The organism is Kribbella sp. NPDC055110, from assembly GCF_053607525.1.
This window is the reverse complement of sequence record NZ_JBSGTS010000016.1, coordinates 16,911-35,043: the sequence shown is the minus strand read 5'-3', so window position 1 is coordinate 35,043 and position 18,133 is coordinate 16,911. Positions and strand designations below refer to the sequence as shown.

The following is an 18,133-nucleotide window of genomic DNA, read 5'->3' as shown; positions in this document are numbered from 1 at the left end:
CGCGCGCGCCGGTGCCATTCCCGGATCCGCGATGATCTGCAGATGGAGTTACGGCAGATCCAGTACTTCGTCACCGTCGCCGAGGTGCTCAACTTCGGCCGCGCCGCCGAGCAGCTCGGCATCGGGCAGCCAGGCGTGAGTCAGCAGATCGCCCGCCTGGAGCGCGAGCTGGACATCCTCCTGTTCGACCGCTCGGCCCGCGCCATCCGGCTCACCGAGGCGGGCCAACGCTTCCTCCCGGCCGCCCGCGCCGTACTCGCCTCCGTCGAAGCCGCCCGCGCCGCCGCCACCGGCAACCCCGGTCGCAGCCTCCGCCTGGGAACCAGCACCGGGCTGGGGGAACGGCTCGAGACCGTTGTCGCGGAGCTCGCCTCCGAAGGGCTCCACGTCGAGCTGATCAGTACGTCGACCCGCGCCCGCCTGGACCGCGTCCGCAGCGGCCAGCTGGACGCAGCCTTCGTCCGAGGACTCGACGAGGCCGCCGGCCTGGAGTTCGTGCCGGTCTGGGACGACGCGCTCCTCATCGCTCTGCCCAGGTCCGTCGCCCCGGACGACGAGATCCTGCTGAAGGACCTCCGCGAGCTGCCGCTCCGGATCACCGAGCGCCGTACGAACCCACCGCTGGTCGACCTGGTCATGTCGGCCTGCGCCGCCGCAGGGTTCGAGCCGGTGCTCGGCCCGCGTTCGAGCAGCCTGCAGGACACGCACGCCGCGATCGGCGCCGGCAGCCCGAGCTGGACGGTCATCTACGAGTCACACGCCCGGCTGCTCCGCGAAGGGCGGGTGGTGTACCGGAGACCAGCTCCGCGGCTTGCGCTGACCACAAGCCTCGCGGTCCCGGCCGGTACGACGGTCGGCGGCGACCTCGCCGTACTGCTCGAGGCGTGCCGGAAGGCGTCCGATCAGTTCGAGTGATGGGAGGACATCGGATCTATGCCTCGTTCCCGAGCGCGAGGAGGACTGGAATGGGCTCAGAACCCACCAACGAAAGGAAATCCGATGCCCATCGTCACCGTCCTGCAAGGCCCCCGGACGCCGGAGCTCAAGCGCGAACTGGTCCAGAAGGTCACCGACGCGTTCGTCGACAGCCTCGGCGTCCCGGCCGAGAGCGTCCAGGTCTGGATCCAGGAGACGCCCCCGGACAGCTGGGCCGTCGGCGGCACGCTCACGGCCGACAAGTAGCTCCACCCGCAGCGAACGTTCCGGTCCTGGCTGGTCGTCGACTCACTCTGCGGTGAGCTCGACGACCAGGCACGGGCCGCCGTCGAAGGCGCCGCCGTCGATGCCCAGGACGAGACCGTCGGCGTACAGGTGCGGGCCGGTCAGGAACTGCGGGTCGATGCCGAGCTGATCGGCGACGATGCTGTGGCCGTGGACGATCCGGCGCCCGCCGAGGTGCTGGAGCAGGATCCGGGCCACCTCCGGGCCGCTCGGCCCGCGGAACGCGTACCGCGAGGTCGTCCGGCGCCAGATCTCCCACCACACCTCGATGTCGTCGGAGTGCAGCTCGGCCGCGGCCGTGGAGTTGATCTGCTCGACCGTGTCGCCCCACTCGACGTACTCGGCGGTGTCGGAGTGCATCAGCAACTGGTCCGCGTCGAGACCGACCAGCGGCTGGTCGAGCAGCCAGGCGACCTCGTCGTCGGTGAGCAGCTCCTGGTCGCGGTCCTGGCCGCCGTTCAGGGCCCAGGAACGCTCGAAGCTACGCAGGGTGATGCCGTCGTGCGGGATGAACGTGTCGCCGAACTTGAACATCCCGAGCGCGAGGATCTCGTGGTTCCCGAGCAGCATCCGGACCGCGCCGTCGGGCGCCTGGTCGATCAGGCCGCGGACGTACCGCAGTACGCCGATCCCGTCCGGGCCGCGGTCGAAGAAGTCGCCGAGGAACCACAGCCGGGTGTCCTCACCGGTCTCACCGACCCCGGTCCAGTTGCCCTCGGCATCGGTGAGGCCGGCGGTGTGCAGTGCGGCGGTCAGTTTCTCCAGGTGGCCGTGGATGTCGCTCACGGCGTACACCCGGGTCACGTCATCCCCGCAGGGTCAGCACGATCAGTACGACGTTGAGGGCCGTGACGGCGGTCGCTACCAGGCATGCGGCGAGAGTAGTCGCCTTCCGGTTGACGAGGTCACCCATGACGCGCCGAGAGGCGGTCAATCTCACCAACGGCCACAGCGCGCACGGGATGCCGAAGCTCAGCACGACCTGCGAAACCACCAGCGCGCGGCTCGGGTCGATGCCGATCGCAAGGACCACCAGGGCGGGGATCAAGGTGATCAGGCGCCGGACCGGCAGCGGGACATGCCGTTTCCAGAAGCCGTCCAGGATGACCGAACCGGCGTACGTCCCGACCGAGGACGACGCGAAACCGCTGGCCAGCAGGGCGAGCGCGAACAGCAGGGCCGGCAGCTGACCGAGCCGGTCGCCGATCGCGATATGGGCGGCATCGAGCGAGTCGGCGCCACTACCCTTCAGCGCGGCCGCGGCCAGCACGACCATCGCCAGGTTGACCGCTCCGGCGAGTGCCATCGCCACCGCGACATCCATCCGGGTGGCACGCAGTACGCGCGACTTGCCGCTCTCGGAGCGGATCGTCTTCCAGTGCCGGTCGGTCACCAGTGCGCCGTGCAGCCAGATCGCGTGCGGCATCACCGTCGCGCCGAGCATTCCGGCCGCGAGCACCAGCGACTGCGTGCCGTCCAGCCGCGGCACGAGGCCGCCGATCACGCCGCTCGCCGACGGCTCCGATTTCGCCGTGGACACGACGAAGCCGATCAGTACGACGGCGAGCAGGCCGATGATCGCGGCCTCGAACGGCCGCTGGCCGCGCTTCGACTGATAGATCAGCAACGCGAACGAGACCACACCGGTGATCACACCGCCGATCAGCAGCGGAATCCCGAACAGCAGGTTCAGCGCGATCGCGCCGCCGACCACCTCGGCCAGGTCGGTCGCGATCGCCACCACCTCGGCCTGCGCCCACAGCCCGGTCGACGTCGACCGCCGGAAGTGGTCACGGCACAGCTGCGGCAGCGTCCGCCCGGTCGCGATGCTCGCCTTGGCCGCCAGATACTGCACCAGGACGGCCATCAGGTTGGCGCCGACGACCACCCAGCACAGCAGATAGCCGTACGTCGCGCCGGCGGCGATGTTGGTGGCGAAGTTGCCCGGGTCGACGTACGCGACGGCAGCAACGAACGCCGGTCCGAGCAGTAACAGCCCGGACCGACTCAGTTGCCGCCGCAGCGGCGCCGGTGCGTACATGAGAGCAGTCTGTACGACGCCGCCGACAACGCAACCCCTGTGCTCGTTTTGAGACGCGCGTTACGCCCAGGCGAAGTGCACGTTGAGAGTGGCCACGACGCTCTGGTCGTCGGGCACGATGTTGATGCTCGAGTCGTACGCCTTGGACGCGGACAGCCGTACCTCAGGCATCAGTGGCGCGTTCCCGTGGTTCTCGGAGATCGCAGTGACCGAGCCGAGCGAGAACCCGGCCAGCCCGGCCAGGTGCGCCGCCTTCGCCTTGGCCTGCTGGAACGCCAGCTCCCGGGCCTGGATCAGCAGGTCGGTCTTGTCCTCGATGTCGAACTGCAGCCCGTGCAGCGCGAGACTGTTGCCGACAGCATCCACGGCCGCGTTCAGCAGCGTGCCGAAGCCGGTCAGGTCCTTCGTCTCGACCTGGATCGTGTGCGACGCCCGGTACGCCGCATCCGTGCCGGGTTCCCGGTACTCCTGGAACACGTTCACCGCACTCGTACCCAGCTGCGACTCCTGCACCCCCTGCGCCCGCAGCGCGGCGATCACCGCGTCAGTGCGCTCCCCGACCGTCGCCACAGCAGCCGCGACATCCGGCGCAACCTGCTCGACCCCGAACGTGACGCGCAAGATGTCCGGCGTACCACTGACCTGCCCTGACCCGACAACACTCACCCCTGTGTCCATAACGGCCAGTCTGGCACCACCCACAAGTCATCTGTGCCATCCGCAGGAGTCGGAGAGTCAGCTGGCGCGGGGGATTATTCGGGCGGGGATGTTGTGGTTGTGGCAGAGGGCGAGGAGGGCGGTGCCGTCTATGAGTTGGAGGGGTTTGCCGTTGGCGAACTGGTAGCTGGTGGGGCCGAAGCCGGAGGTGGTGATGAGGATGCCTTTGGTGGCGCCGGCGTCGACGACGGTGCCGAAGAGGTCGCGGACGGCGGACGGGGGGACGGTGCGGGTCCAGAGCTTCGCCTGGACGACGAACTTGCCGCCGGTGATCGGGCGGGGGTCGTAGGCCACGCAGTCGATGCCGCCGTCCGTGCCGCGCCGGAACAACCTGGTCTCCAGGCCCATCCGCGTGAGCAGGTTGTGGACCAGGTGCTCGAAGGACTCGGGACTGAGCTCCAGCAGGTTCGGGCGGGCATCGATCTCGCTGATCACATCCACTGCCTCGACAGTGCGTGGATCGGTCAGGTCGAACTCCAGCACCGGCTCCACCGGCTGGAGCTCCTCCGGGTGCTGTGACACCTCCGCCGCGAAGTAGTGCCGTACGCACGCCACCGGGTCGAGCTGGTCGAGCACCAGTGCCTGGTACTGCTCCCGCGTCGCCCGCAACGTGATGAGGCACGGCCGCACGGTCTGCCCGGTAGTGAGGTCGACCGACTCCACCATCCCGTTGAACACGACCGTCTCAACCACGCCGTACCGATCACTCCCGAAGACCAAGTGCAGTGCACGCAACGCCAGCTGCGCCACCAGCTGCTGGTACAGCCGCCGCAGCTCCAGCGGGTCCCGTGGCACGGCCAGTACGGCGTCCACCGAGCGGTCATAGCGGTACGACGCCTCAGCCGGTACGACGTTGACGTCGGGCAGATCCCACTCCACCGCGAGCAGTGTCGACTCGGGGACGTACCCGACCTTGCGCCGGCGTGGAAAGTCGAGCGGCTCGGGCAACCGGTCCAGCGCCTTGGTGAAGTACCGGGTGACGGCGGCCCGGTCGTGGTTCTGTACCGCGCGTTCGTACGCGTCGATCCGCGCGTGCTGTTCCGCGGTCGCCTCGTCGAGCCGGCGCTGGTGCTCGACCTGCTCCCGCAGCGCCTTGGTGAGCCGTTCCCGGCGGGCCTCCTCTGCGGCTATGCGCCGTTCGATCGCCTCCGCGAACCGGTCCTCCGCGTCGGCGAGTCGACGCGCGAACCGGCGCTCGGCGCCCCACCAGCGAAAGCGGCCCGGCGGGTGGGGCACGAACGCATCCCAGACAGGTCCGGGATGCGCCTCGAGATCGGTCGGCGACACAGTCGGCGGCGCCCGTCGCGGCGCCCGCTTCAGGCTCTGCAGATCGGTGCCCTGGACGTCGACGGCCAGCGCGTCGGCCAGTATGCCGTCCAGGACCTGGACGCGTTCCTGCACCGCAGCGGTACGTTGCGCCGCCTCGGCTGTACGCCCGGGCGGACGGTCGCTGCGGGCGTGACCTTCCACAGATCGGCCCATCGCCTCACACCTCTCTCCTCCAATGTAACGGTCCAACCACGCTCAGCAACCGAAAATGACAGAGAGTTGGTAAGGACATTGCTTGCCGTCCACTCCCTGTTTCCTGCTGCACGTGCCCCAAGGGGCTGTTGCCTCGCCCCCTGCGTGCTGCGCGGCACTCGGCGGCGCATCTCGCTGCACTGGACCGAAGGCCACGATGCTCCGCATCGAGACCTTCGCCCCAGCACACCGAGCTACACCCCCGAGCACCTGCTCGCGACTGCAGGGGGCGAGGCAACAGCCCCTTGCCGACGCATCTGGCCGGCGTGAACATGGCAATCATGAGCCAGTCGTCGTACGCGTCCGGAGTGTCCGAGGTTCCGTTGCTGGGCGAGACGATCGGCGCGAACCTGAGACGCACGATCGGCACGTACGGCGACCGCGAAGCCCTGGTGGAGGTCCAGACCGGAAGGCGCTGGACGTACGACGAGTTCGGCGCGGAGGTCGAACTCGTGGCCCGCGGCCTGATAGCCCGGGGGATCGCGAAGGGTGACCGGGTCGGCATCTGGGCGCCGAACCAGGCCGAATGGACGATCACGCAATACGCGACCGCGCTGATGGGCGCGATCCTGGTGAACATCAACCCGGCGTACCGCACCCACGAACTGGCCTACGCGCTGAACCAGTCCGGTGTCCGGCTGCTCGTCTCCGCGACCGCCTTCAAAACCAGCGACTACCGGGCGATGGTCGACGAGGTGAAGCCCGACCTCGCCGCGCTCGAGGAGACGATCTATCTCGGCACCGGCGACTGGGATGCGCTCCGCGACGATGCCGCGCGGATCCCGCTCGACGAGCTGCACGCCCGTGAGGCGGAGCTGTCGTTCGACGACCCGATCAACATCCAGTACACCAGCGGTACGACGGGCTTCCCGAAGGGCGCGACGCTCAGCCACCACAACATCCTGAACAACGGCTTCTTCGTCACCGAGACGATCGCGTTCACCGCCGACGACCGGCTGTGTATCCCGGTGCCGTTCTACCACTGCTTCGGCATGGTGATGGGCAACCTCGGCTGCACCACGCACGGCGCCTGCATGGTGATCCCGGGCCCGGCATTCGACCCGGCCGCGACGCTGAAGGCCGTCCAGGACGAACGGTGCACCGGGCTGTACGGCGTACCGACGATGTTCATCGCCGAACTCGGGCTGCCGGACTTCGCGGACTACGACCTCACGTCGTTGCGGACCGGCGTGATGGCCGGATCACCGTGCCCGATCGAGGTGATGAAGCGCTGCGTCGCGGACATGCACATGGCCGAGGTGGCGATCTGCTACGGCATGACCGAGACGTCGCCGGTGTCCACGCAGACGAGGCGGGACGACGACCTGGATCGCCGTACGTCGACGGTCGGCCGCGTGATGCCGCATGTCGAGGTGAAGCTGGTCGACCCGGCGACCGGTCTGGTCGTACCGCGGAACGAACCCGGGGAACTGTGCACCCGCGGGTACTCGGTGATGCTCGGGTACTGGGACGAGCCGGAGAAGACCGCGGAGGCGATCGACGAGGCGCGCTGGATGCACACCGGCGACCTCGCGACGATGCGCGCGGACGGGTATGTGAACATCGTCGGCCGGATCAAGGACATGGTCATCCGCGGCGGCGAGAACGTCTACCCGCGGGAGATCGAGGAGTTCCTCTACACACATCCGTCGATCGCGGACGTCCAGGTCATTGGTGTCCCCGACGAGAAGTACGGCGAGGAACTCTGCGCCTGGATCAAACTCAAGCCCGGCGCGGACCCGCTCGACGCGGACGCGATCCGGACGTTCGCGGCCGGCAAGCTGGCGCACTTCAAGATCCCGAGGTACATCGTCCTCGTCGACGACTTCCCGATGACCGTCACCGGCAAGATCCGCAAGGTCGAGATGCGCGAGAGATCCGTGGAACTCCTGGGACTCGGCTGAGTCCGGGTTACACACGCGAAACGCGGGAGGCCGGTTCGGAAACCTGAGTTTGTTCCGGAGGCAATCGTGCGGCAATCGGGCGGTCCTTCACTGGATGTCATCCAGAACGGATCGAGAACCCGGGAGCCGGCATGCAATTCACCGACGGTGCACACCTACCCGTCGTCGTGGTCGGCGGCGGGCAGGCCGGGCTGGCGACGAGCCGGCACCTGGTCGCGCAGGGCCTGGATCACGTTGTTCTGGAGGCGGATCGGGTCGGCAGCGAGTGGCGTAACCGGCGGTGGGACTCGTTCTGCCTGGTGACGCCGAACTGGCAGTGCCGGCTGCCGGCGTTCCCGTACGACGGCCCGGACCCGGACGGCTTCATGGTCCGCGACGAGATCGTCGACTACCTCGAGGCCTACAAACGTTCGTACGACGTACCGCTCGTCGAGGGGGTCCGGGCGACGCGGCTCGAGGCCGGGTTCCGGCTCGCGACGTCCGCGGGCACGATCACCGCCGACCAGGTGGTGGTAGCGACCGGTCCGTACCAGCGGCCCCGGATCCCGCGGATCGCCGAGCGGATCGACGTACCGCAGCTGCATTCCTCGCAGTACCGGAATCCTGACCAGTTGCCGCCCGGCGAGGTCGTCGTGGTCGGGACCGGGCAGTCCGGCTGCCAGATCGCCGAGGACCTGCACCTCGCCGGACGCACGGTGCACCTCGTCACCGGCAGCGCGCCGCGGGTCGCCCGGTTCTACCGCGGGCTCGACGTGGTGGCCTGGCTGGACCGGATGGGCTATTACGGCAAGGGAATCGACGAGTTCGACGACGTCGATGCGGTGCGGTTCCGGGTGAACCACTACGTCACCGGCCGGGACGGCGGTCGCGATATCGACCTGCGAAAGTTCGCCCTGGAAGGGATGCGGCTGTACGGCCGGATGGTCGATGCGGACCAGGCCACCCTGTATCTGGCAGGCGACCTGAAGCAGAACCTGGACCAGGCCGACGCGGTCTCCGAAGGCATCAAGGACACGATCGACGCGTTCATCGCGGCGGAGGGAATCGAAGCGCCCGAGGAGCCGCGCTACCAGCCGGTCTGGGAGCCGACCGACACGCCTGAAACCCTTTCACTACAAGGGATCAGCGCGATTGTCTGGAGTACCGGCTTCCGTCGGGACGACAGTTGGATCCAGGTGCCGGTGTTCGACGGCCGCGGGTACCCGACCCACCGGCGCGGGGTGACGAGCGTGCCGGGTCTGTACTTCATCGGCCTGCCGTGGCAGCACACCTGGGGATCCGGACGCTTCGGTGGTGTCGCCGACGACGCGCAGTACGTCGTCGAACGCATCGTCGAGCAACGAGCCGGCGTGCACTGGATCGCCGGCACGCATCGGGTGGTGGCGTGAGATGCCCGTCCACGATGCCCACCGCCACCTCGGCGTACTGCCCGCGTATCCCTTCTACGGCGGGCCCCCGGTCAGCCCCGACGTCACCGCCCGCGCCACGATCGACGAGCTGATCGCCGATCTCGATGCCGAGGGCACCGAACGCGCACTGGTGATCCCCAACTACGGCGTACCCGATGTCGCGGTGTCGTTCGGCTTCAACGAGCTCGTGGTCGAGGCCGCGGCACGCGACGACCGGATCCGCGCCGGCCTGTGGGTCTCCCCGCGACCGCAGGACGCCGAACTCACCGCGAAGGCGCTGACGCTCGCGACCGAGCCCGGAGTACGAGCACTCAAGCTCAGCTTCCTGCTGGGCGGCCACCCGACCGATGACGCCGTACGCCCGCAACTCGACGAGATCTTCAACGCCGCAAGGGCTCACGGGCTCGTCGTGCATGTCCACACGTCACCCGGCGCCGCGTCCGACATCGACCATATCGGCCATTTGGTCGAGACGTACGCCGACGACGTACCGCTGCACCTCGTCCACTTCGGCGGCGGGATGAGCGGGCACATCAAGCTGATCGGCTCCCGGTTCTTCGACTGGATCGAGGCCGGGAAGCAGCTCTACACCGACCTGTCCTGGGCGATCGGGTTCGCTCCGGGCTGGCTGGCCGCCGAGATCGAACGCCGCGGCGCCGGGCACGACCGGGTGCTGTTCGCCAGTGACCAGCCGTGGGGCGACCACGCCGGCGAACTGGCCCGGCTGCGCGCCGCGATGGGCGACGGCGAACTCGGCGACCAGGTTTTCCACCGCACCTTCTCCCACCTGTACGACTGACCCAAGGAGTAACTGAGATGCCCGAAACCGCCGAACTGACCGACCTCGAGACCAAGAGCCTGGGCGAGATCCCGCACCCGTCGCTGCCGCAGGGCTCCAGCATCTACGGCGGGACCAAGGTGTTCCCGGACTACCAGGCCGAGGACGGCGAGACCTACTTCACCCTCGTGCACGGCATCGCGCACGAATCGTCGGTGAGCTTCGTCGCGATCCTGCAGGCGACCCGCGCACAGCGGAAGGGTTTCGAGTCCGCGATCTACTTCTACGGCCCGGGATCGCTGAACTGCCTGGCTACCCGCGGCTTCCCGACCACCGGCAACTCGGCCTTCCCCGGCGAGCACAACATCAACGAGTCGCTGAAGACGTTCATGGCCGAGGGCGGCAAGGTGTACTGCTGCCGGTTCGGTCTGTCCCTGCACGGCGCCCGCGAGGAGGACCTGATCGAGGGCGTCATCCCGACCCACCCGCTGGACGTGCAGGACGCGTTGATCCACTACGCCCGCAAGGGCGCCATCATCAACTCGACGTACATGTTCTGAGGGGACGATCATGAGCGTTGGCGACCTCGCCACCCGGGCCGAGATGGCCGTGTACGGCGTTCAGGTGGACGCCCCCGTCCGCCGCAGCAAGGGCGCCGGGCCGAGCGACGACGGGCACCTGGTCGTCGACGGCGCCAACGCGACCCTCCCGATCGTTGCCGACAGCCCCTATCAGGTTCGGGACGGTGCGGTGTTCCGCAACGGCCTGAACCTGGGCCTGTCGGTCGAACCGGTCCGCCGGCCGCGGTTCTACGACCTGACCACGGCCGACGGCGTGCCGTACCAGCAGATCGCCTTGCTGCACGGCAAGGACGTGCTCGCGACGACGGTCGTGCAGACCTGCATCCGGTACGACGAATCGACCCGCTGCCGGTTCTGCTCGATCGAGGAGTCGCTCCGGGCCGGCGCGACGATCGCCGCCAAGACGCCGGCCCAGCTGGCCGAGGTCGCCGAGGCGGCGGTCCGGCTGGACGGCGTCACCCAGATGGTGATGACGACGGGTACGACGACCGGCCCTGATCGGGGCGCCCGCAACCTGGTGCGGTCGGTTCGCGCCGTACTCGCGGCGGTGCCTGGTCTGCCCATCCAGGTACAGATCGAGCCGCCGGGTGACCTGTCCGTCCTGACCGAGTTGCGGGACGCCGGCGCGACCTCGATCGGTATCCACGTGGAGTCGCTCGACGACGCCGTACGACGCAAGTGGATGCCGGGGAAGTCGACGGTGAGCCTCGCGGAGTACGAGGCGGCGTGGGACGAGGCTGTGCGCGTGTTCGGCCGGAATCGCGTGTCGACGTACCTGCTGATCGGTCTCGGTGAGGATCCGGACGAGTTGGTGGCCGGGGCGGGGCGGCTGATCGAGCGTGGCGTGTACCCGTTCGTCGTACCGCTGCGGCCGATGCTCGGGACGCTCGCGCGCGCCGACGGGGTGGCGGCGCCGGAGCCCGCGCTGGTTCGGGACATCACTGCTCGCGTTGCCGCATTGCTCGCCGAGGCGGAGATGCGTGGCGCGGATCAGGGCGCGGGGTGTGCTGCGTGCGGTGCTTGCAGTCTGTTGTCGGCGGCCGGCGCATGAGTACGACGGTGGTGCAGACGGCCGGCGTGATGCGGGCCGCGGATGTGCGCGCGTTGCTCGGCGATCCGCCGCCGGCCTTCCTGATCGAGGAAGCGGACGGGGCCGCCAAGCGGGCGTACTACGAGTTGCGGCGGCGCGCATTCGTCGAGCAGCAGGGCCTGTTCGATCGGACCGATCTGGACTCGCGCGACGAAGACCCACGCACGATCGTCCTGGTCGCGCGCGATCCGGGTGGCGTGGTGCTCGGTGGGGTTCGCCTCGGTCCGGCCACAGACGGCCCCGACCTCGGCTGGTGGCAAGGCGGCCGCCTGGTCGCTGCACCGGGAACACACAGAGGTGTCGGTGCGGCGCTGGTGCGCGCGGCTTGTGCTCGCGCCGAGGCCGCGGGTGCGCTGCGGTTCGACGCGACGGTGCAGACGTCTACCTATCGGTTCTTCCAGCGGCTCGGGTGGGAGACGGTCCGGCCGGTGACTGTTGCGGGCGCGCCGCATGTGTTGATGCGCTGGCCGATCGACCGGATCGCACAGTTGGCGACGGCAACCAAGAGCGAGCTGGGCCCTTTGTTACAAGGGATCGGGCCGACTGGGTACGTCGGTGACGACGGGGCGCCGGTGCCGGACAGCGATCTCGTGGCGGCGTGTGACGCGATCCTGCCGGCGATGGTCGAGCGGGATCCGGAATGGTCCGGCTGGTGCTCGGTGCTGGTCAACGTCAACGATCTGGCTGCGATGGGTGCCGAACCGGTCGGTCTGCTCGACGCGCTCGGCGCCCGCGACGCAACGCAGGCGAGCCGCGTGCTGGCCGGTCTGAAACGAGCCGCCGCGGCGTACGGCGTACCGATCCTCGGCGGGCACACGCAGCTTGGTGTCCCGTCGGCGTTGAGCGTGACCGCGCTCGGCCGGACCGCCCACCCGGTCGCCGGTGGCGGCGGGCGGCCGGGGCAGCGGCTGAGGTTGACGGCCGATGTCGGTGGTGGTTGGCGGCCCGGGTACGCGGGACGGCAATGGGATTCGACCAGCCACCGGCGACCTGACGAACTGCGCGCGATGGTGGCCGCGGTCGGCACGGCCCGCCCGGCGGCGGCCAAGGACGTGTCGATGGCCGGCGTGGTCGGGACGCTAGGGATGTTGGCCGAGGCGAGTGGCTGCGGTGCGGTGCTCGACGTTGCCGACGTACCGAAGCCCGAGGCGGCGTCGATGGGGGATTGGCTGACCTGCTTCCCCGGCTTCGCGATGCTGACCGCCGGTCCGCAGGAGCTCGACGCCGGACCCGCCGTCAGTGCGGAGTGCGGCGAATTGACAACCGGACAAGGCGTCGTACTGCGTTGGCCGGACGGAGACGTCACCCAGGCGCTGAGCGCCGGAGTGACCGGGATGGGAGCAGCATGACGCTCAAGATGGCGGCCGTGGCCGCGAACTTCGACCGCGACCTGGAAGCCGACTTCGCCCGCGTCGCGGCCCTGATCGAGCAGGCCCGCGCGTCCGGCGTCCAACTGCTCGCGTTGCCCGAAGGCGCCCTCGGCGGCTACCTACTCAGCCTCGACGGTACAGCGGAACCGCCGCCCGCGTTCACCGTGGACGGACCCGAGATCGCTCGCCTCGCACAGCTGGCCGGTGATCTCGTCGTCACGGCCGGGTACGCCGAAGCGGACGGTGGACTGATCTACAACAGCGCGGTCTGCGTCACGGGGGACGGCGTACTTGGGCATCACCGCAAGGTCCATCAGCCGTTGCGGGAAGACGAGCACTACGCGGCCGGTGACCGGTTCGAGGCCTTCGACACACCGGTCGGGCGGCTCGGGCTGATGATTTGCTACGACAAGGCGTTCCCGGAGGCGGCGCGGACCCTGGCGCTGGACGGCGCCCAGATCATCGTCTGCATGTCCGCCTGGCCGGGCGCGCGGACGAACCCGGACCCCGACCTGGCCAAGGATCGGTGGAAGCGGCGGTTCGACCTGTTCGACCGGGCCCGCGCGCTGGAGAACCAGGTGGTCTGGCTGTCGGCCAACCAGTCCGGGATGTTCGGCTCGCTGCGGTTCGTGGCGAGTGCGAAGGTGGTCGACCCGGGCGGCGAGATCCTTGCCGACACCGGGGTGACCGAAGGGATGGCGATCGCGGAGCTGGACGTCGAGCAGGCGCTCGAGCTGGCCCGGCGGTCGATGGGCCACCTGCGGGACCGACGGCCGGAGACGTACGGATCGCCCGAGCTTGCGACGGTCTGAGCGTGCTCAGGATCGGCGCGGTGGCGGCCGGGTTCACCCGGGACCTGGAGTTCGACCTGTCCCGGGTGGAGGCGCTGATCCGGCACGGCCACCGCGAGCAGACCCGGTTGCTGGTGCTGCCGGACGCGGCGCTGGGCGGGTACCTGACCGATCTGAGCAGTCCGTCCCACGACGACCTCCCGCCTGCGCTCGCCCTCGACGATCCGCTGATCGCCAAGGTGATCGCGATGGCCGGCGAGATGGTCGTGTGCTTCGGCTTCTGCGAGGCGGACGGAGCAGATCGCTACAACACCGCGCTGTGTGTCACCGGTGACGGCATCCTCGGCAAGCACCGCAAGGTGCACCAGCCGCCGGGCGAACGGGCGATCTATGCCGCCGGCAACGAGTTCGCCGCCTTCGACACCCCGGTCGGCCGGATCGGCATGATGATCGACTACGACAAGACGTTCCCGGAGGCGGCGCGGACACTCGCGGTCGATGGCGCGGACGTGATCGCCTGTCTGTGCGCCTGGCCGACCAGCATCACCAACCGGGCGCCGCGGATGAACGAGGACCGTCAGTCGCGGCTGTTCGACCTGTACGACCGGTCTCGTGCGGCCGAGAACCAGGTCGTGCTCGTCTCGTCCAACCTGACCGGGTCGATCGGCGGCCTGCGGTTCCTCGGTCAGTCCAAGGTGGTCGGTCCGGGTGGCGACATCGTCGCGCGCACCTGGTCGAAGGCCGGGATCGCGATCGCGGACGTCGACGTACGCGCCGAGATCGAGACCGCCCGCCGGGTCCTCCATCACCTCGACGAACGCCGCCCGGAGGTCTACTGATGCGGATCGCGCTACTCAGCTACTCGACCAAACCGCGCGGCGGCGTCGTACACACGCTCTATTTGGCCGAGGCGTTGGCCGCGACCGGCGCAGATGTGACCGTGTGGTCGCTGGCGCGTGGTGGTGACGAGGGTTTCTACCGGCCGGTCGATCCGCGGGTGAACGTGTCGCTGGTCCCGTTCCCGGATCGGCCCGGTGAGGATGTCGGCGCGCGGATCCAACGTTCGATCGCCGTACTGCGGGACGCTTTCGACGGATCGCAGTACGACGTGGTGCACGCGCAGGACTGCATCAGCGCGAACGCAGCCGGCCGGTGCATCCGCACCGTGCATCACCTCGACCAGTTCACCACGCCCGAGCTGGCCGCCTGCCACGAACGCGCGATCGTCGAACCGTACGCCCACATCTGCGTGTCCGCCGCTGTAGCCGCCGAGCTACACGCCGGATGGGGGCTCGAGGCAACAGTAATCCCCAACGGCGTAGACGCCGCCCGCTTCGCCCAAGCCGCTGCAGACGACCCGGCCCTGGGGAGGTGGCGGGCTCGGCTTGGGCGGTATGTGCTCACGGTTGGCGGGATCGAGCCGCGGAAGGGATCGCTCGAGCTGCTCGAGGCGTACGCCCTGATAGGCGACCCGGACCTGCAGTTGGTGATCGCCGGCGGCGAGACCCTCTTCGACTATCGCGACTACCGCTCGCGCTGGGAGAAGCGCGCCGCAGAGCTCGGTGTCGCCCCGGTCGTGCTCGGCCCGGTCGACGACGCCGACCTACCGTCCCTGGTCGCGGCCGCCGAAGTCTTCGCCTTTCCTTCCGTCAAAGAAGGTTTCGGCCTGGCGCCGATGGAGGCCCTGGCCGCCGGCGTACCGCTCGTCGTCTCAGACCTCCCAGTCTTCCGGGAAATCTTCCGCGACGCCGCGTCGTACGCAACCGGCCCACAAGACCTGGCCCGCCATCTCCTGGCAGCACCCCGAACCAACCGCGCCGCCCGCGGCCGCGCCCTAGCCGCAACCTACTCCTGGCCAACCGCAGCAGCCGCCCACCTGGAGTTCTACTCGCGGGTCCTGAACACGAGCCAGCGCAGCGCGCAGTACATGTAGACGGCCTCGCAGGCACCCGCGATCACGCGGCTGACGTGGTACTCGACGCCGAGTGCGCTCAGCCCGGCGCCGACCCCGAGGATCCAAACGAGGTAGTTGACCGCGACCACGACGACGTACACCGCGACCTGCCGTCCGACCGCACCATGCGAGTGGAAGTTGAGCGTCCGGTTGAGGACGTAGCTCAACCCGAAGGCAGCGCAGTACGCGACGGTGATCGCCAGCCAGATCGGCAGTCCCACCGCCGACCGCAGCACGGTCAAGAGCGCGAGGTCCACGCCGAACGTGAACCCGTTGATCACCACGAACCCGACGAAACTGGCCGGAACGACCCGCGACAACCCCCACGGCAACCGCCGGACGACCGCAGCCATCAACGAGCTGAACCTCGCGCCCCGTTGCTCGGCGCGGCTCAGCACCGTTGTCATGAGCCCCATACTGCCAGCCCACTCAACTCAGGCCGGACGCGGGCATAAGAACAGGTAGTGCACCGCTGAGACGCTGTACGCGCGAAGGCGATCACGCTCAGGTGCACTACCCGGACGCCCGATACCTCCTGTCGTTAGGCCCGCAGATGCTCGGCGAAGGCCCGGACGGACGGGGTCTGCTCGCCGCGGCGCCAGATGAGGGCGAGGGCGGAGTCGGCGACACCGGTCAGGGGGACGGTGACGATGCCGGTGCGGCCGTTGAGGGCGGCGGTGGGTTGGCAGATGAGCATCGCGCCGCGGTTGGCGGCGATCAGCGAGAGGCCTTCCTGCACGTCCGCTCCTCGAGCCGCACACCGGCCCGGCGCTGATCGGCACCCTGCTCCTCGCGTACGGCGTGGCGGGTGTCGCCGGCAACTTCCTCACCGGCGCCCTCCGCCCGGCGCGGGCCCTCGCCGTCATCGCGGGAGGCATCGCGATCGCCACCCTCGCGATGTCCTTCGCCGGCGCCACCCTCTCCGGATCGCTTGTCCTGCTGGTGATCTGGGGCCTCGCGTACGGCGGAACCAGTGTCAGCACCCAAGCGTGGGGACACGCGGCGGCGCCCAATGCCCCCGAATCATCGTCCGCTGTCCTGGTGGGGGTGTAGAACGGATCGATCGCACTGGGCGCCTTCACCGGCGGCCAGGTCGCCGACCGCCTCGGTACGACGACGGTCACCTGGCTTCCCGCAGTACTGGCGACTGCGGCGCTCGTGGTCCTCCTAGCGAACCGCCGCCAGCGCGGCTGAGTCCTCGTCGCCGAAGTCGTCCTCGAGCTTCTCCGGGGAGTAGTCGAGGTCGATCCCGGCCACGTCCGCGCCGACGGCCGACTCGATCGCGCCGAGCCGGCGCGTCGCGCGATCGCCGGCGTACGTCATCAGAGCGGTCGGGTTGATCTCCGGCGGCAGCTCCTGCGAGTTGTCGAGAGCCCACTGGATCTGGGTCAGCGCGTGCGGGAGGAGTTCCTCCATCGTGTCGGTGACCACCTTCCAGTTCGACGCGTCTCCGGCGACGTGCCGGCGGCAGGTGAACGTGCCCCAGGCCATGTGCCGTCGCTCGTCGTCGCCGATCCGGCGGATCAGCTCCTGCATCCCGGGCAGGACGCCGCGCGCCGTACAGAGCAGGTTCCAGGCGTGGTACCCGGTGAGCGCCAGCGTCCCTTCCACCACGTGGTTGTAGGTCACCGACGCGCGGACCTGGTTGGCCGGTGACGGGTCGTCGGCCAGCGACTTGAGCGCGACCGGCAGCGCCTCGTAGAAGATCGCGCGGTAGCCCGGGTTGTTCTCGACGTACCGGTGCAGGTCCTCGGTGACGCCGACCGCGTCCAGCCAGAGCCGGAAGACCGCGGTGTGCTTGGCCTCCTCGAAGCAGAACTGGGTCAGGTACATCTCGTCGCCGAACCGGCCCTCGGCGGCCATCGCCTGCAGGAACGGCTGCAGGTCCTCGGTCACCGCCTCCTCACCCGCGATGAACTGCGCGCAGAGCAGTAACGCGTTGTCCTTGTCGTTCTCGCTCAGCTCCTGCCAGTCCTTGGCGTCCTGGCTGAAGTCGATGTCGCGCGGGTTCCAGAACTTGCCGTTGCCCTTGTCGAACAGCCGCAACGGCAGCGCGTCCCAGTTCAGCCCGCCGGCCCGGAGCGAGGTGAAACCTTGCCTGTGCAACTCGTTCATACGTGCAACCTCCTGGACTCGGCTAAGAAGGGCGAGAGGACGCGAGCCAGCTGCGCCGCCACCACCGCCGGGGGAGGGCCCGGGGTGACGATGTGGCTGATGACGACGCGCAACGCGACGTCGACGCAGTTGGTCGCGTCCTCCGCGGGAACCTCCGGCCAGTGCTCTCTGACATGAGCGTCCAGCCGAAGGTGTGCCAGCTCCAGCACCTGCTGCCCCCGTGTCGTCAACAGCTGGCTGGCCTGGTCCGATCCCGGCTGGCCGAGCGCCGCCTTCACCAGCGGGTTCTCCCCGGCCAGTGTGAGCGCCCGCTCGACCGCAGCCTGGAGGCCGTCGATCGGGTCGGACTGCTCGGCGAGCGCCGCGTTCACATCCAGCAGGAATCGTTCGGTCTCGCGTGCCGCGACGGCCTCCAGTACGCCCCACTTGTCGCCGAACTCGTTGTAGACGGTCTGCCGGGACACCCCGGTCCGACGAGCCACTTCGGCCATCCGAAGCCCGTCGTACCCACCTGTTTCGATGGCGTCCTGCGCAGCGTCCAGCAACTCGTCACGCAGCCGGCGTTTGGTTCGATCGGCAAACGAGTCCATGCCGACGAGGGTTTACAAAATGGCTCCAGATGTCAAGTGCTCGGACATCGT

The 18,133-nt window shown here is 69.0% G+C and carries 20 protein-coding genes; 12 read left to right on the top strand and 8 right to left on the bottom strand.

Annotation, left to right across the window (positions count from 1 at the left end; genetic code table 11):
• The first annotated feature begins 42 nt into the window (after positions 1–42).
• Together ACWF0M_RS24035 and dmpI are read left to right on the top strand one after the other, a co-directional pair.
• Entirely contained in the window at positions 43–915 is an 873-nt protein-coding gene (locus tag ACWF0M_RS24035) for a LysR family transcriptional regulator (protein ID WP_452237936.1), read from the top strand.
• A gap of 84 nt (positions 916–999) precedes the next feature.
• Positions 1,000–1,182, top strand: a complete 183-nt coding sequence (gene dmpI, locus ACWF0M_RS24030; protein ID WP_131335020.1) for a 4-oxalocrotonate tautomerase DmpI — start codon at positions 1,000–1,002, stop codon at positions 1,180–1,182.
• 42 nt (positions 1,183–1,224) lie between these two features.
• On the opposite strand, the gene ACWF0M_RS24025 is transcribed toward dmpI, so the two are convergent.
• The 4 genes from ACWF0M_RS24025 to ACWF0M_RS24010 form a co-directional block, all read right to left on the bottom strand.
• Positions 1,225–2,007 (bottom strand): metallophosphoesterase, encoded by a 783-nt coding sequence (locus ACWF0M_RS24025; RefSeq protein WP_452237935.1) that lies wholly within the window; start codon positions 2,005–2,007, stop codon positions 1,225–1,227.
• A 19-nt stretch (positions 2,008–2,026) separates the two neighbouring features.
• Positions 2,027–3,262 (bottom strand): Nramp family divalent metal transporter, encoded by a 1,236-nt coding sequence (locus ACWF0M_RS24020; protein WP_452237934.1) that lies wholly within the window; start codon positions 3,260–3,262, stop codon positions 2,027–2,029.
• 60 nt (positions 3,263–3,322) lie between these two features.
• A complete protein-coding gene (locus tag ACWF0M_RS24015) occupies positions 3,323–3,928 on the bottom strand; it encodes an SIMPL domain-containing protein (RefSeq protein WP_452237933.1) in 606 nt (201 codons plus the stop codon).
• A gap of 69 nt (positions 3,929–3,997) precedes the next feature.
• Positions 3,998–5,461 carry a restriction endonuclease gene (locus ACWF0M_RS24010; protein WP_452237932.1) on the bottom strand — a complete coding sequence of 488 codons (1,464 nt, stop codon included), beginning with the start codon at positions 5,459–5,461 and terminating at the stop codon, positions 3,998–4,000.
• 320 nt (positions 5,462–5,781) lie between these two features.
• Here ACWF0M_RS24010 and ACWF0M_RS24005 point away from each other — a divergent pair, with 320 nt between their 5' ends.
• The 9 genes from ACWF0M_RS24005 to ACWF0M_RS23965 all read left to right on the top strand — a co-directional run bounded on the left by ACWF0M_RS24005 (position 5,782) and on the right by ACWF0M_RS23965 (position 15,356).
• Complete coding sequence (locus ACWF0M_RS24005) at positions 5,782–7,404, top strand: AMP-binding protein (protein ID WP_452237931.1); 1,623 nt, start codon at positions 5,782–5,784, stop codon at positions 7,402–7,404.
• Positions 7,405–7,535: 131 nt separating this feature from the next.
• Positions 7,536–8,792, top strand: a complete 1,257-nt coding sequence (locus tag ACWF0M_RS24000) for an MSMEG_0569 family flavin-dependent oxidoreductase (RefSeq protein WP_452237930.1) — start codon at positions 7,536–7,538, stop codon at positions 8,790–8,792.
• Between the two features lies 1 nt (position 8,793).
• Complete coding sequence (locus ACWF0M_RS23995; RefSeq protein ID WP_452237929.1) at positions 8,794–9,612, top strand: amidohydrolase family protein; 819 nt, start codon at positions 8,794–8,796, stop codon at positions 9,610–9,612.
• Positions 9,613–9,629: 17 nt separating this feature from the next.
• Entirely contained in the window at positions 9,630–10,151 is a 522-nt protein-coding gene (locus tag ACWF0M_RS23990) for an MSMEG_0572/Sll0783 family nitrogen starvation response protein (protein ID WP_209693026.1), read from the top strand.
• 10 nt (positions 10,152–10,161) lie between these two features.
• Positions 10,162–11,223 carry an MSMEG_0568 family radical SAM protein gene (locus tag ACWF0M_RS23985; protein ID WP_452237928.1) on the top strand — a complete coding sequence of 354 codons (1,062 nt, stop codon included), beginning with the start codon at positions 10,162–10,164 and terminating at the stop codon, positions 11,221–11,223.
• The gene (locus ACWF0M_RS23980) at positions 11,220–12,611 is read left to right on the top strand and encodes an MSMEG_0567/sll0787 family protein (protein ID WP_452237927.1); all 1,392 of its coding nucleotides are present in this window, start codon (positions 11,220–11,222) and stop codon (positions 12,609–12,611) included. Before ACWF0M_RS23985 ends, ACWF0M_RS23980 begins: the two co-directional genes overlap by 4 nt.
• Entirely contained in the window at positions 12,608–13,444 is an 837-nt protein-coding gene (locus ACWF0M_RS23975; protein ID WP_452237926.1) for a carbon-nitrogen hydrolase family protein, read from the top strand. The genes ACWF0M_RS23980 and ACWF0M_RS23975 overlap by 4 nt, the downstream gene beginning before the upstream one ends.
• 2 nt (positions 13,445–13,446) lie before the next feature.
• Positions 13,447–14,262: a carbon-nitrogen hydrolase family protein gene (locus ACWF0M_RS23970; protein ID WP_452237925.1), complete on the top strand. Its 816-nt coding sequence runs from the start codon at positions 13,447–13,449 to the stop codon at positions 14,260–14,262.
• Positions 14,262–15,356, top strand: a complete 1,095-nt coding sequence (locus ACWF0M_RS23965; protein WP_452237924.1) for an MSMEG_0565 family glycosyltransferase — start codon at positions 14,262–14,264, stop codon at positions 15,354–15,356. Before ACWF0M_RS23970 ends, ACWF0M_RS23965 begins: the two co-directional genes overlap by 1 nt.
• Here ACWF0M_RS23965 and ACWF0M_RS23960 read toward each other — a convergent pair.
• Positions 15,308–15,784, bottom strand: a complete 477-nt coding sequence (locus tag ACWF0M_RS23960) for a GtrA family protein (RefSeq protein WP_452237923.1) — start codon at positions 15,782–15,784, stop codon at positions 15,308–15,310. The two genes, ACWF0M_RS23965 and ACWF0M_RS23960, sit on opposite strands and share 49 nt — an antisense overlap.
• Positions 15,785–15,918: 134 nt before the next feature.
• Entirely contained in the window at positions 15,919–16,116 is a 198-nt protein-coding gene (locus ACWF0M_RS23955; RefSeq protein ID WP_452237922.1) for a hypothetical protein, read from the bottom strand.
• A gap of 62 nt (positions 16,117–16,178) precedes the next feature.
• Here ACWF0M_RS23955 and ACWF0M_RS23950 point away from each other — a divergent pair, with 62 nt between their 5' ends.
• Positions 16,179–16,430 carry a hypothetical protein gene (locus tag ACWF0M_RS23950; RefSeq protein WP_452237921.1) on the top strand — a complete coding sequence of 84 codons (252 nt, stop codon included), beginning with the start codon at positions 16,179–16,181 and terminating at the stop codon, positions 16,428–16,430.
• Between the two features lie 114 nt (positions 16,431–16,544).
• Here ACWF0M_RS23950 and ACWF0M_RS23945 read toward each other — a convergent pair whose 3' ends face one another.
• Both ACWF0M_RS23945 and ACWF0M_RS23940 read right to left on the bottom strand, forming a co-directional pair.
• Positions 16,545–17,492, bottom strand: a complete 948-nt coding sequence (locus tag ACWF0M_RS23945; RefSeq protein ID WP_452237920.1) for a R2-like ligand-binding oxidase — start codon at positions 17,490–17,492, stop codon at positions 16,545–16,547.
• Positions 17,489–18,082 carry a TetR family transcriptional regulator gene (locus tag ACWF0M_RS23940; RefSeq protein ID WP_452237919.1) on the bottom strand — a complete coding sequence of 198 codons (594 nt, stop codon included), beginning with the start codon at positions 18,080–18,082 and terminating at the stop codon, positions 17,489–17,491. The genes ACWF0M_RS23945 and ACWF0M_RS23940 overlap by 4 nt, the downstream gene beginning before the upstream one ends.
• Positions 18,083–18,133 lie beyond the last annotated feature (51 nt).

Excerpts from the sequence above, each read along its gene's own strand:
- ACWF0M_RS23980 (WP_452237927.1), top strand. The coding sequence starts at position 11,220 with ATGAGTACGACGGTGGTGCAGACGGCCGGCGTGATGCGGGCCGCGGAT.
- ACWF0M_RS24010 (WP_452237932.1), bottom strand. The coding sequence starts at position 5,461 with ATGGGCCGATCTGTGGAAGGTCACGCCCGCAGCGACCGTCCGCCCGGG.
- ACWF0M_RS24035 (WP_452237936.1), top strand. The coding sequence starts at position 43 with ATGGAGTTACGGCAGATCCAGTACTTCGTCACCGTCGCCGAGGTGCTC.
- ACWF0M_RS24005 (WP_452237931.1), top strand. The coding sequence starts at position 5,782 with ATGAGCCAGTCGTCGTACGCGTCCGGAGTGTCCGAGGTTCCGTTGCTG.
- dmpI (WP_131335020.1), top strand. The coding sequence starts at position 1,000 with ATGCCCATCGTCACCGTCCTGCAAGGCCCCCGGACGCCGGAGCTCAAG.
- ACWF0M_RS23975 (WP_452237926.1), top strand. The coding sequence starts at position 12,608 with ATGACGCTCAAGATGGCGGCCGTGGCCGCGAACTTCGACCGCGACCTG.
- ACWF0M_RS23985 (WP_452237928.1), top strand. The coding sequence starts at position 10,162 with ATGAGCGTTGGCGACCTCGCCACCCGGGCCGAGATGGCCGTGTACGGC.
- ACWF0M_RS23965 (WP_452237924.1), top strand. The coding sequence starts at position 14,262 with ATGCGGATCGCGCTACTCAGCTACTCGACCAAACCGCGCGGCGGCGTC.
- ACWF0M_RS23995 (WP_452237929.1), top strand. The coding sequence starts at position 8,794 with ATGCCCGTCCACGATGCCCACCGCCACCTCGGCGTACTGCCCGCGTAT.
- ACWF0M_RS24000 (WP_452237930.1), top strand. The coding sequence starts at position 7,536 with ATGCAATTCACCGACGGTGCACACCTACCCGTCGTCGTGGTCGGCGGC.
- ACWF0M_RS23960 (WP_452237923.1), bottom strand. The coding sequence starts at position 15,784 with ATGACAACGGTGCTGAGCCGCGCCGAGCAACGGGGCGCGAGGTTCAGC.
- ACWF0M_RS24020 (WP_452237934.1), bottom strand. The coding sequence starts at position 3,262 with ATGTACGCACCGGCGCCGCTGCGGCGGCAACTGAGTCGGTCCGGGCTG.
- ACWF0M_RS23990 (WP_209693026.1), top strand. The coding sequence starts at position 9,630 with ATGCCCGAAACCGCCGAACTGACCGACCTCGAGACCAAGAGCCTGGGC.
- ACWF0M_RS23945 (WP_452237920.1), bottom strand. The coding sequence starts at position 17,492 with ATGAACGAGTTGCACAGGCAAGGTTTCACCTCGCTCCGGGCCGGCGGG.
- ACWF0M_RS23940 (WP_452237919.1), bottom strand. The coding sequence starts at position 18,082 with ATGGACTCGTTTGCCGATCGAACCAAACGCCGGCTGCGTGACGAGTTG.